This is a genomic window from Paenochrobactrum gallinarii, from assembly GCF_014205685.1.
GTDB classification, from domain to species: Bacteria; Pseudomonadota; Alphaproteobacteria; order Rhizobiales; family Rhizobiaceae; genus Paenochrobactrum; species Paenochrobactrum gallinarii.
Map to the genome: position 1 here is coordinate 104,571 of NZ_JACIIU010000001.1, position 12,788 is coordinate 117,358.

A 12,788-nucleotide genomic window follows, 5' to 3' on the forward strand; every position below is an offset into this window, starting at 1 on the left:
ATAAAAAAAGCGGGACATGTCACCATGTCCCGCCTTTATTAATTTTATTTCCAGCCAGTCAGAACTTGCCAGCCAATCAGAACTTGCCTGCCAATCAGAACTTGCCTGAACGCGGGAAACCTTTCGGCACCACACGACCGGCAGTCGCACGGGCGCCCATCCATTCAAGCAGCTCTTCTTTGGAGCGGGTAAAGGTACGACCGGCAGAATCCTGCCAGGACAAACCTGTATCCATCGCAAAGCCACGAATATCGGACACGCCGCCATCCTTATAGCGCTGCAACCGAACACCCTTACCGCGGGTCAGCTCCGGAATTTCACTCATCGGGAAGACCACCATTTTGCGGTTTTCACCAATAACAGCCACATGATCGCCTTCAACGCGCATGCAGATTTTTGCTTCATCGGGCGCTTTGACATTCATGATCTGCTTACCCTTACGGGTATTAGCAACCGTATCGCTTTCAGAAATGATGAAACCATAGCCCAGATGCGATGACAGCAGCAATTTGGCTGACGGATCATGTACAAAAGCGGTCAGAATATCCTGATCATTTTCCATATCGACCAGAATACGGATCGGATCACCGTGACCACGTCCGCCCGGCAGCGTATTGGCACCGAGCGTGTAGAACTTACCGCCAGTGGTGAAGAACAAGATCTTATCTGTTGTTTCCGCATGGAAAGCCAGCTTCAGCTTGTCGCCTTCCTTGAAAGCCAGCGTGCTGAAATCAGGCAAATGCCCCTTCATTGCACGTAGCCAGCCTTTTTCAGAAACCACAATAGTGACCGGTTCTTTTTCGATCATCGCCTGCTGAATATCTTGCAGATCGTGACTTGGCGCTTCGGCAAAATGCGTACGGCGCGCGCCTAACAGAGTTTTAGGGCCATATTTTTCACGAACGGCTTTGATCTCGCTACTGATCTTCTTCCATTGTTTGGTGCCGGAAGCCAGCAGTTCTTCGATCTCTTTTTTCTCCTTAGACAAGCCATCGTGTTCTTTACGGATTTCAAACTCTTCGAGTTTGCGTAAAGAGCGCAACCGCATGTTAAGGATCGATTCAGCCTGCAAATCGCTGAGCTCAAAAGTGCGCATCAGCTCTTGTTTCGGCTCATCTTCCTCGCGGATAATCCGGATCACTTCATCCAGATTGAGATAAGCAACCAGATAGCCGCCCAAAACTTCAAGGCGTCTTTCAATCTCGGCTTTGCGATGCTCTGAGCGTCGGATCAGCACCTCTTTGCGGTGCTCAAGCCACTCACGCAGCACACCGTCAAGAGAAAGCACATTCGGCACTTTACCATGCGACAGCACGTTGAGATTAAGCGAGAACCGGCTTTCAAGCTCGGTGAGCTTGAACAGTGATTCCATCAATAATTCCGGATCAACCGTGCGGTTCTTAGGCTCCAGCACAAGCCGGATATCTTCCGCAGATTCATCCCGCACATCGTCAAGCAGCGGCAGCTTCTTGGCGATCAAAAGTTCGGCGATCTTCTCAATCAGGCGCGACTTTTGCACCTGATACGGAATTTCAGTAACCACAATCACCCAAGTGCCGCGATTACCCTCTTCCTTTTCCCATTTCGCACGCGTGCGAAAAGCGCCGCGTCCGGTGCGATAGGCTTCCAGAATATTGTCAGGCGTTTCAACCAATACACCGCCGGTCGGAAAATCAGGACCCCGAACTTTGGTCTTCAGCAAAGCATCAGGATCAGTCGCGGCTTCCCGCTTGATCTCTTCCCACTGTTCTTCCGTAGTCATCAGATCTTCAACAGAAGCATCAGGATGATTAATCAGATAAAGTGCAGACGAGCAAAGCTCAGCCACATTATGAGGCGGAATGGATGTCGCCATACCAACCGCAATACCGGACGACCCGTTGGCCAGAAGATTTGGAAAAGCGCCGGGCAAAACAATCGGCTCTTCATCTTCTTCATTATAGGTCGGACGGAAATCGATGGCATTTTCCTGAATGCCTTCCATCAGAAGTGTTGCCACTTCCGTCATACGCGCTTCGGTATAACGCATCGCCGCCGCATTATCGCCGTCGATATTGCCGAAGTTACCCTGCCCGTCGACCAGTGGATAGCGCACGGCAAAATCCTGCGCCAGACGCACCAGGGCATCATAAATCGACGCATCGCCATGCGGATGGAATTTACCCATCACGTCACCAACGATACGGGCGCATTTCGCATAGGCCTGATCAGGATTGAGACGCAACAGACGCATGGCGTGAATGATACGGCGGTGAACAGGTTTCAAACCATCGCGCACATCCGGCAGCGCACGATGCATGATCGTGGACAGTGCATAAGCGAGATACCGCTCTTCCAGAGCTGATTTTAAATTAACCGGCTCAATGTGATTATCGCCGCCACCAGGCGGAATCAAACTTTTTCCCATGAGAAATGAATACCAATTCGCCGATTCGACGGCAAGTCAAGAACCGTTCAACCCAACAGTTTAAAGTCATAAAATTGTTTCTAACATCGTGTTCCATGGTTTCAATTGTTAAAAATCACGACAGTTCACAACTCATCCCAATTTATGAGTAGGAAAAAAGTAAATAAGTTACTATCAAACAATTAGACTTTGACATCTTTCCAATATTTAAAAGGCCAATAAAATGAATATGAAATATTTTATTTCAGCCACTGCTGCTTCTTTGCTGATGAGCACCTCAGCATTTGCTCTGGACGCAAATGCCGTTGCTGAGCGCATCAAATCCCTTTATTCTAAGCAGGGCGCAGAAATCAGCTTCACCGCTGCTGAAGGCGATGCTACTGCCATTAATTTGCGCGGCGTTAAAGTTGCTCTGACTTCCATGTCTGACGAAGCCTTTGAAGTTGGCGATGTCACAATGAAGAATGTCGAAGAAACCAAAGATGGCGGCTACCGCATTGGTGAACTCATTATCCCTGACATTTCTGCTGACATTCAAGATGAAGGCAAAAAATCCGGCAAACTGATTATCGAAGGCGCAACATCAACCGGCTTCACAATCCCTGCTGAAAATGCCAAATCTGCACTCGACAAAATGTCATTCTATGACACAGCAACCATCAAGAAGATCGAAATCATCGGCGAAGACGATGTGAGTCTGCTGATGGAAGATATCAATGCCGCATTCAGCAACAAAGACGGCAAAAAGATCGACTATAGCTGGAATGTCGGCCGTATTCACATGAACCTGGAAAATATCGAAAAAGACGGCAGCATGCCGGATTTGGGTATGAACGAGCTGAATGCAACGATTACTTCTAATGGTACATGGCTGCCGGAAAGCGGTGTTGCAACCCTCGACAAATTTGATGCTGACATCAAAGATCTCGGCAAATTGTCAATGACCACTGAAATTGGCGGCTATGATCTGGCTTTTGTAGAAGCTGTGCAAAAAACACAGGAAGAAATGCTGGCAGCCGGCACTGATGATGCAGCCGGCGGCCTCGCAATTCTCGGCCTTGCTGAACAGCTGACCATCAAAGACATTGCCATCCGCTTTGAAGACCAGTCGCTGACCAACAAGCTGTTCGATCATTACGCGAAAGCACAGGGCACTGAACCGCAGATGCTGCGCGAACAGGCCAAAATGCTGGTGCCTTTGATGGCCATGCAGCTCAACAACCCGGAATTTGCTGAAAGCGTAAAAGTTGCAGCAGAAAAATACTTTGACGATCCAAAGTCCTTCACCCTGAAAGCTTCACCGGACAAAGCTGTTTCAGTCGCATCCCTCGTTGCTACAGCAGCAATTGATCCGACCAAGATCATCCAGCTTCTCAAAGTGTCGATCTCAGCTAACGACTAATCTGTAAAAAACAAAAAACCTCCGCTTTCTCGGCGGAGGTTTTTTTAAATCTAAATTTTGTTAAAAAAAATGGCCGCTTATGCGGCCATTTTATTTTGTAAAAACAACTATTTACAATCAGCTCTTCTGAACTGGGTTGAGGCGGATATGCAGATCACGCAGCTGCGCCGGTGTTGCCGGTGCAGGTGCACCCATCAGCAAATCAACAGCCTGCTGGTTCATCGGGAACAGTGCAATTTCACGCAGGTTCTGCGCGCCGCAAAGCAGCATTACAACGCGGTCGATACCAGCAGCCATACCACCATGCGGAGGTGCACCATACTGGAACGCGCGGTAGAGACCACCAAAGCGCTCTTCAACATCCTGCTGGCTCAAGCCCACTTTTTCAAAGGCTTTGACCATAACTTCCGGCAACTGGTTACGGATCGAACCGGATGCCAGCTCATAACCGTTACAAACCAGATCATACTGGTAAGCTTTGATGCTGAGCGGATCCTGGTTTTCCAACGCATCCAGACCGCCCTGCGGCATGGAGAACGGGTTATGCGCGAAGTCGAGCTTCTTGTTGTCTTCGTCCCATTCGTAGAACGGGAAATCGATGATCCAGGCCAGTTCAAAACGATCACGATCAACGAGGTTCAGTTCTTCACCAGCGCGTGTGCGGGCAGCACCAGCAAAGGAATAAAACTTAGCAGGATCGCCAGCGACAAAGAAGCAGGCATCGCCGTCGCCAAGCCCCATCTGAACGCGGATTGCTTCGGTGCGTTCTTCGCCGATATTTTTAGCAATCGGACCAGCGCCTTCCAGCTTGTCGCCTTCTTTACGCCAGAAGATGTAGCCAAGACCCGGCTGGCCTTCGCTCTGCGCCCATGAGTTCATACGGTCACAGAATGCACGTGAACCACCGGTTTTCGCAGGAATTGCCCAGACTTCCACTTTAGGGTCATTGGCAATCATATTGGCGAAAACTTTAAAGCCGGAACCGGCAAAGTGTTCGGTCACCTGCTGAATTTCGATCGGGTTACGCAAATCAGGCTTATCCGAACCATAGGTGCGGATAGCATCATCATAAGCAATACGACGGAATTTCTGTGTAACCGGCTTGCCTTCAGCAAATTCTTCGAAAATGCCGCGCATCACAGGCTCCATTGTATCCCAGATTTCTTCCTGAGTTACAAAGCTCATTTCCAGATCGAGCTGGTAGAATTCGCCGTAGAAACGGTCAGCACGCGGGTCTTCATCGCGGAAGCACGGTGCAATCTGGAAATAGCGATCAAAGCCAGCAACCATCAACAGCTGCTTATACTGCTGCGGTGCCTGTGGCAGAGCGTAAAACTCACCTTCATGCAGACGGCTCGGCACGAGGAAGTCGCGCGCGCCTTCCGGTGAAGAAGCGGTCAGAATCGGTGTGGAAAATTCGTTGAAGTTCAACTCATTCATGTGACGACGCATCGAAGCAATGATCTTGCTGCGCTTCATCATGTTTTTGTGCAGCGTTTCGCGGCGCAAATCGAGGAAGCGGTACTTCAGACGAATGTCTTCCGGATAATCAGGCTCACCAAATACCGGCAATGGCAGCTCTTTGGCGGCGGCCAGAACTTCGATATTGGTTGCAACAATTTCTATGGCACCGGTTGGCAGATTTTCATTCACTGCATCGTCTGCACGAGCAATAACTTCACCATCCACACGGATAACCCACTCGCCGCGCACGGTTTCCGCGACTTTAAATGCAGGTGATTCAGGATCGGCTACAATCTGGGTCAGACCATAATGATCACGAAGATCGATAAAAAGAATCCCGCCATGGTCTCGGACGCGATGAACCCAGCCGGACAAACGGACATTGGAACCAACATCCTCTTTACGAAGGGCTGCGCAGGTATGGCTGCGATAAGGGTGCATGATGTCTGCCTTTTAAATATAAAAAACTCTGTGCAGGCAAGAGGCTGCAAATTCTCTCGGACAAGCGCATTTTGGCTCACTTTTGTCAAGTGCGCAGTGCTTATCTTACCTTGTGAAGTTTAGCAGTTTTACCTTATAAAGTGCATAATGCACCATTTTTATTCAAACAAGCGCGACAAAGCTCGTCGCTTTCATTATAGAAAATACCATGACACTGATCACCACCACGCAAGACCTCGAAGAGGCAATTGAAACGCTGTCGAAATCTGATTTCGTGACAGTCGATACGGAATTTATCCGTGAAACAACTTTCTGGCCGGAACTGTGCCTGATCCAGATGGCCTCGCCGGATGCAACCGCCTTGGTTGATGCTTTGGCACCCGGTCTGGATTTGAGCGCATTTTTCAAGCTGATGGGCAATAAAGACATCGTCAAAGTCTTTCATGCCGCGCGCCAGGACATCGAAATCATCTATCATTTGGGCAATCTCATCCCTGAGCCGGTGTTTGATTCACAGGTGGCAGCGATGGTTTGCGGCTTTGGTGATGCCATTTCTTATGACGCCTTAGTTTCCAAAGTCAGTGGTGCCCATATTGATAAAACATCCCGTTTTACCGATTGGCGCCGTCGCCCGCTGACCGACAAACAGCTTGATTATGCGCTGGCCGATGTCACGCATTTGCGCGATGTTTATCTGCATCTGAAAGAGCAGCTTGAAAAAGACCGCCGCAGTGATTGGGTCAAGGAAGAAATGGCGATTTTAACCGCCGTTGAAACCTATGATCTCCATCCCGATGATGCATGGAAGCGCGTTAAATACCGCGTGCGCAAGCCAATGGAACTGGCCATTTTGAAATCTGTTGCTGCATGGCGTGAACGTGAAGCGCGTGAACGTAATGTGCCGCGTGGCCGTGTCATCAAAGATGACGCTATCGGCGAAATTGCCCAGCAACAGCCGCGTGATCTGGAAGCCTTGGGTCGTTTGCGTACCATTCCAAAAGGTTGGGAACGCTCAGCACAAGGTGCAAGCCTGCTGGTTGCTATTCAAACAGCGCTGGCAATTCCTAAAGAAGAGTTGCCGAAATTGCCAAAGCAAACCCATTCGCAGGAAGGTTCCGCTGCGGCTGCCGATCTTCTTAAAGTGCTGCTGAAGCTCACCACTGAGAAGCATGGCGTTGCAGCTAAAATCGTTGCGAATTCGGATGATATCGATAAAATTGCCAGCGAAGGCGAAAAAGCTAGAGTGGCAGCATTAAGCGGTTGGCGTCGCGAAGTTTTTGGTCAGAAAGCCCTTGATCTGATTAATGGTAAACTCAGCATCAAATTTGAAAACCGTACCATCACCACCGTTGAATCTTGATTTTCAATCAGGAAATCCGATCATGAAAAAAAGCCGCATCAAGATGCGGCTTTTTCATTATTCGGTTTCTTCAAGTTCAACTTCTATCTCATATGACAGTTTCTTGCCTGTCACTTTGGCCAATTGCTGCAATCGGCCAATCGGGCGATCGGAAACAAGATCAGCCAGATCAGCCGGCACCATCAGCGCATATTCATCACCACTGCCAACCCAATAGAGCCGCGGAATAACACCCGGCATCGACGCAGAGAGCAAATAAACCACGCGCAGCAACGCGCCAAGTAAACGCGCACGCTCACGCAAGCGCGGTGTGGCAAGGACTAAAATTTCCGGCGCCACATCATCATCCACCAAGCCTTCATGGCGATAATAATTGGCAAGCGCCATAAATGAGCGCCCCGCATGATCAATGCCGCCAAAGGAACTATGGGCGATGATGTTTAAAGCCTGCGAACCGCGATAATCGGGATGTGCGCGCCAGCTGATATCCGCCAGCAAACAGGCAGCCTGCCGATAGCGCCCCTCGTCTTCGGTTTCATCATAACCAAGCGCTTTGAGAGACATGGTGGTCCATGCTGCAAGCTCACGCGCATGGCGCGGCGAACGCGAGCGCAAAATGGCGAGCTCTTCGGCTGATGCCAATAGCGGATCCAGCCTTTGCTCATTCTTCGGCAACAGCGAATAAAGATAACCCTCGCGCACACCAAGTGCCGAAAAGACAATCTTTGACGGCTTCATCCGGCGTAAGACTTCCAAAAGAACCGTCGCACCAAAGGCCAGCAATTGGCGGCGGTTTTTCGAAACAGCTTCAATGCCGCGCATCTTATCGACATTGCCCTTAGCAACACGCGATAAGAAAGTCAGCGCTTCTTTCAGCGGAATTTCATAACCGTGCATAACATTGAGCGGATATTTTTTCGATGTCATATAAAGCTTGGCAAGGTTACGCCATGTACCCCCAACCGCATAAAAAATCTGGCCTTGCGCTTTTTTGAGCAAGTCTGCTTTGCTTAAATGCGAGCGGGCAATTTTGGCCGCCTCTTCCAGATTGTCATTCGACATATCCTGCAAGCGTAAACCACCAAGCGGCAATGTAATGCCTTCGCCAATATCATGGCCGCTTACCTGCACCAGTTCCAGCGAACCACCACCTAAGTCGCCGGTAATGCCATGCGGATTATAAAAACCCGAAATCACACCGTCTGCCGAATAGGTCGCTTCTTCCTTGCCGCTCAGCACTTCAATATGGCGACCTAAAATGGCCTCCGCCTGATTAATAAAATCAGGCCCGTTTTCCGCTTCACGCGCTGCCGCAGTTGCAATCACATGCAGCGAAATCGCGCCGGCCTGTTCGGCCAAAGCGCGAAAACGTTTCAGCGCCCGCAAAGCATCCTCAACCGACTTCTCGTTCAGCCGTCCTGTTTTGGCCAGACCTTTACCTAGTCCGCAGAGGATTTTTTCATTGAACAGCACGGTCGGCGACCGCACCACCCCTTCATAAACCACCACACGGACAGAGTTGGAGCCAATATCAATGACAGCAACCGGACGTAAGCCTTTGAGGCGACCTTGAGCAGACGGAGGGTTGGACATTAGCTAGGTGTACTTTCGGTTTGGGCAGCTTGTGCGGCTTGCGCCCGTTTTCGCAGCGCAATCAAGCGCGGTGCAGAAGATTTAAGCGACTTACCACGGCCGGAAAGGCTTGGATTGGTCATGAAATATTCCTGTGCGTTGAAGGCTTCTTCACCTTCTGCCGTTTCGATGCGCCGTGATGTGCCATCAGCCAATAATTCATAGCTTTGCTGATTATCAACCACATTGGCCAGCATAATCTGCGACAAAATCTGCTGGTGCACTGTCGCATTGGTAATCGGCACCAATGTTTCAACACGCCGATCCAGATTGCGCGGCATCATATCGGCAGAACCGATATAGACGATCGCATGTTCGGACGGCAATTCATGACCATTACCGAAACAGAATATCCGGCTATGCTCCAAAAAGCGACCAACAATCGATTTGGCGCGGATATTTTCAGACAGACCCGGCACACCCGGACGCAGACAGCAAATTCCGCGCACCACCAGTTCAATCGCAACCCCAGCAGTACTTGCCCGATAAAGCGCATCAATAATCTGCGGATCAACCAGCGAATTCATCTTCATCCAGATCGAGCCTTTGCGCCCTGCTTTGGCATGAGTAATCTCATCCTCAATATGTTTGAGAATACGACCGCGCAAGGTCAGCGGCGAAATCGCAATCTGCATTTCGTCGGATGGCTGGGTATAACCGGTGATAAAGTTGAAAATATTAGCTACATCGCCGGCAATCACCGGATCAGAGGTAAAAAACGACAAATCGGTGTAAACTTTAGCGGTCACCGGATGATAATTGCCGGTGCCCAGATGCACATAAGTGCGCAATTTCTGGTTTTCACGGCGCACCACCAGCGACATTTTAGAGTGGGTTTTCCAGTCGATAAAACCGAAAACCACCTGCACACCAGCGCGCTCCATATCACGCGCCCAGCGAATATTGGCTTCCTCATCAAAACGCGCTTTCAGCTCAACCAGTGCTGTCACTGATTTACCGGCCTCCGCCGCATCAATCAAAGCGCGCACAATCGGGCTGTCATTGGAGGTGCGGTAAAGTGTTTGTTTGATCGCCAGCACATCAGGATCTTGTGCCGCCTGGCGCAAGAATTGCACCACGACATCAAACGACTCATATGGATGGTGAACAATGATATCTTTTTCGCGGATTGCGGCCATGCAATTGCCGCCATGCTCACGAATACGTTCCGGAAAACGCGGATTATAAGTAACGAACTTCAAATCATTACGCGGAACATTAATCAGCTCCGAAATTGTATTGAGCGCCAGCAAACCTTCCAGCACACTCACACGGCGCTGCGAAACGCCCAATTCTGTCGCAACCAGATCACGCAAATTTTCTGAAATATCCGAATCAAATTCAATGCGGATCACTTCGCCGTGACGACGGCGCTTCAAAGCACTTTCAAACAAGCGCACCAGATCTTCGGCTTCTTCCTGCAATTCAATATCGCTATCGCGAATGATGCGGAATGTTCCGGCTTCAGCCACTTCATAACCAGGAAACAGCTTACCGATAAACAGGCTCACCGTGTCTTCCAGCGTGACAAAGCGATGGCTTTTTTCATTCGGCAGCTGGATAAAACGCTTCAGCGCAATCGGCAAACGCAACAGCGCGGTCATATTGTGCTTGTCTTTTTTACGCACCAATTGCAGTGCAATGGAAAAGCCCAAATTCGGAATGAACGGAAACGGATGTGCCGGATCAATCGACAATGGAGTCAGAACCGGAAAAATGGTTTCCTGAAAATGGGTTTCAAGCCATTTCTGTTCTTTTCTGGTCATCGTATTGGGGCGGACGATCTCAATTTTTTCCGCCAGCAGTTCCTGACGCAAGTTTGATAAGCAGACCTGTTGCGCATGCTGCAATTTGCCCACTTCGCACAAAATAAAATCAAGCTGCTCTTCCGGCGTGCGGCCATCAGGCGTACGAGTCACCACACCCTCACGCACCTGCGCTGCAAGCCCTGCAATGCGCACCATGAAAAACTCATCCAGATTGGCGGCAGAAATAGAAAGAAAACGTACCCGTTCCAGCAAGGGCTGGCGTTTATTTGAGGCTTCTTCCAGCACCCGATGATTAAACTGTAACCAGGAAAATTCCCGGTTCACGAATCTCGCCGGACTATGCGCCAGAGAAACCGGCTCTTCCGCAACGACGACCTCAGCAGAATTCACCATTTCCAGCTCCGAATTTTGCATCACTGCCGTATCATTCATGATCTAACCATCCCGTTGCAACCTGATTTGGGTATTGTTTGCAACCTATGGACATTTCATATGACAGTTTTATAGCAAAAATGACAAATAATAGTTAGAAGAGATAAAATCGCTTCTCAAAACAAGTCAAGCTGGTTGCAGGCAAGATACAAGCAGGCTACAGGCGAGCAACAGACTTTTTAATTACCGTGGTTAAAGCAACGGAGCTATCAATGTCCGATCATATCATCCCTCACTTCCAAAACAGCGACGGCCATCGTACTATTGAAATCGGTGTTAAGGAATTTATGTGCGTTGGCGCTAATCCGCCATTTGATCATCCGCACGTGTTTATCGATATGGGTGCAGAGGCAGAGGCCGTATGCCCTTATTGCTCCACACATTACCGCTACAACAACAAGCTTGATGCAACCACCACCGTTCCGGCTGGCTGCGCTTATGTGAGCGACACAGCAACCCCTGCTTAATAAGCAACAACAATGAAAAACACTGCAAAACCAACCGTTCTCATTGCTGGTGGCGGCGTTGCCGGCCTGACAGCAGCACTGGCTTTTGCGAATAAAGGTTTTTCTGTTTGTCTTTTTGATAAAGCGGCTGAATTTTCTGAAGTCGGCGCCGGTCTGCAACTGGCGCCTAATGCTACGAGGCTGCTTCAGCGCCTTGGCGTGATGGAAAAACTCAGCCCTTCAGCGGTAACACCGCAAGCGCTCCTATTGAAAGATGGCAAAAGTGCCAAAACGCTGACATCTATGTCTCTGGATGCGGCAGTGCACCGATGGGGTGCACCCTATGTCGTGTGCCACCGTGCCGATTTGCAATCAGCCCTTTTAAGCACTTGTCAGAACAATCCCGATATCACCATCCGGCTTGGCTGCGAAGCGGTGCAATTTCAAGAACATACAAACCTCATCAGCCTTACCGTCCGTCATAATGGCTTGGACGAGCAGTTTGACGGCGCCCTGCTGCTTGGCTGCGATGGTGTATGGTCTAAACTCCGTCATCCATTGCCCGCACCGGAATTTAGCGGCCATATAGCATGGCGCTTAAGCGTTGAAAAAGCCGATCTGCCACAAAGCTTTCTACAAGCCATCAATCAGCAAACCGCTGTTTCTGCATGGCTTGGAGCTGACCGGCATTTTATTGCTTATCCGGTCAAAGCTGGCAGCGCTTATAATTTTGTCGCGATTACCCGCGGTCAGGTCAGCGATAAAAGCTGGGACAAAATCGGCGACCATCAAAAACTTAAAGCCGAATATCAAAAATGGCATCCGGCCATTCGCGATATTATTGCGCTGAATAAACAATGGACATATTGGCCGCTCTTTCAGATGGCTGAGCCGCATTTCGTCGTCAGCAACCGTTTTGTACTATTGGGTGACGCGTCGCATGCCGTCACGCCTTTTGCCGCGCAAGGGGCTGCGATGGCGATTGAAGACGCCTTCAGCCTTGCTGAGCATTTGCCATTGAACCAAAATTTCTGGCCGCAAGCGCTTAAAAGTTACAATGTCACACGATTGAAACGTATTCAGTCCGTCGCCAAACGCGGTGCCTTCAATAAATTTGCTTATAATGCCAGCGGGCCGATCGCCCTGGCCCGCAATCTGGTCTTCAAAATGCGCTCGCCTGAAAGGCTGCTGAGTGATCTCGACTGGCTTTATGCTTATAAAGCTGATCAACGATCAGAATAGACAGAGTTTAAGCTATCTCTAATATCCTGTGTATATCGCTCAACTTAATTTAATCATGTCTAAAATGTGACGCGACCGAAGATTTTCCGTGACAAACATTAAAATGTGGGCTAATTTCTAAATACAACTGAGAGAGTAGAACAAACTACTCTTACTACGCGGTCAAAGTCTTGGGAGGATTGATCTAGGCGCG

Annotated in this window: 8 protein-coding genes; 4 read left to right on the plus strand and 4 right to left on the minus strand. The window is 49.6% G+C overall.

The genetic code is table 11. The annotated features are described in order from the left end of the window. Positions 1-94: 94 nt before the first annotated feature. A complete protein-coding gene (locus FHS77_RS00465) occupies positions 95-2,407 on the minus strand; it encodes a DNA topoisomerase IV subunit A (protein WP_184218431.1) in 2,313 nt (770 codons plus the stop codon). Positions 2,408-2,630: 223 nt separating this feature from the next. Between FHS77_RS00465 and FHS77_RS00470 the strand changes: the two genes are divergently transcribed. Next, positions 2,631-3,809 (plus strand): YdgA family protein, encoded by a 1,179-nt coding sequence (locus FHS77_RS00470; RefSeq protein WP_184218434.1) that lies wholly within the window; start codon positions 2,631-2,633, stop codon positions 3,807-3,809. Between the two features lie 117 nt (positions 3,810-3,926). On the opposite strand, the gene aspS is transcribed toward FHS77_RS00470, so the two are convergent. Further along, positions 3,927-5,714, minus strand: coding sequence for an aspartate--tRNA ligase (gene aspS, locus FHS77_RS00475; protein ID WP_184218437.1), 1,788 nt, complete (start codon positions 5,712-5,714; stop codon positions 3,927-3,929). A gap of 208 nt (positions 5,715-5,922) precedes the next feature. On the opposite strand from aspS, the gene rnd reads away from it, so the two are divergent. Then, positions 5,923-7,074 carry a ribonuclease D gene (rnd, locus tag FHS77_RS00480; RefSeq protein ID WP_184218440.1) on the plus strand — a complete coding sequence of 384 codons (1,152 nt, stop codon included), beginning with the start codon at positions 5,923-5,925 and terminating at the stop codon, positions 7,072-7,074. A gap of 57 nt (positions 7,075-7,131) precedes the next feature. Here the strand turns inward: rnd and ppx are convergent, their stop codons facing one another. After that, positions 7,132-8,667: an exopolyphosphatase gene (gene ppx / locus FHS77_RS00485; RefSeq protein WP_184218443.1), complete on the minus strand. Its 1,536-nt coding sequence runs from the start codon at positions 8,665-8,667 to the stop codon at positions 7,132-7,134. Further along, positions 8,667-10,868 (minus strand): RNA degradosome polyphosphate kinase, encoded by a 2,202-nt coding sequence (locus tag FHS77_RS00490; protein ID WP_246431196.1) that lies wholly within the window; start codon positions 10,866-10,868, stop codon positions 8,667-8,669. The genes ppx and FHS77_RS00490 overlap by 1 nt, the downstream gene beginning before the upstream one ends. A gap of 251 nt (positions 10,869-11,119) precedes the next feature. Between FHS77_RS00490 and FHS77_RS00495 the strand changes: the two genes are divergently transcribed. Next, positions 11,120-11,374 carry a zinc-finger domain-containing protein gene (locus FHS77_RS00495; RefSeq protein WP_184218446.1) on the plus strand — a complete coding sequence of 85 codons (255 nt, stop codon included), beginning with the start codon at positions 11,120-11,122 and terminating at the stop codon, positions 11,372-11,374. 12 nt (positions 11,375-11,386) lie between these two features. Beyond that, complete coding sequence (locus tag FHS77_RS00500) at positions 11,387-12,595, plus strand: FAD-dependent monooxygenase (protein ID WP_184218448.1); 1,209 nt, start codon at positions 11,387-11,389, stop codon at positions 12,593-12,595. Positions 12,596-12,788 lie beyond the last annotated feature (193 nt).

Bases quoted from the DNA above. Each gene is read 5' to 3' on its own strand.
- FHS77_RS00465 (WP_184218431.1), bottom strand. From the start codon at position 2,407: ATGGGAAAAAGTTTGATTCCGCCTGGTGGCGGCGATAATCACATTGAG.
- FHS77_RS00470 (WP_184218434.1), top strand. From the start codon at position 2,631: ATGAATATGAAATATTTTATTTCAGCCACTGCTGCTTCTTTGCTGATG.
- aspS (WP_184218437.1), bottom strand. From the start codon at position 5,714: ATGCACCCTTATCGCAGCCATACCTGCGCAGCCCTTCGTAAAGAGGAT.
- rnd (WP_184218440.1), top strand. From the start codon at position 5,923: ATGACACTGATCACCACCACGCAAGACCTCGAAGAGGCAATTGAAACG.
- ppx (WP_184218443.1), bottom strand. From the start codon at position 8,667: ATGTCCAACCCTCCGTCTGCTCAAGGTCGCCTCAAAGGCTTACGTCCG.
- FHS77_RS00490 (WP_246431196.1), bottom strand. From the start codon at position 10,868: ATGGTGAATTCTGCTGAGGTCGTCGTTGCGGAAGAGCCGGTTTCTCTG.
- FHS77_RS00495 (WP_184218446.1), top strand. From the start codon at position 11,120: ATGTCCGATCATATCATCCCTCACTTCCAAAACAGCGACGGCCATCGT.
- FHS77_RS00500 (WP_184218448.1), top strand. From the start codon at position 11,387: ATGAAAAACACTGCAAAACCAACCGTTCTCATTGCTGGTGGCGGCGTT.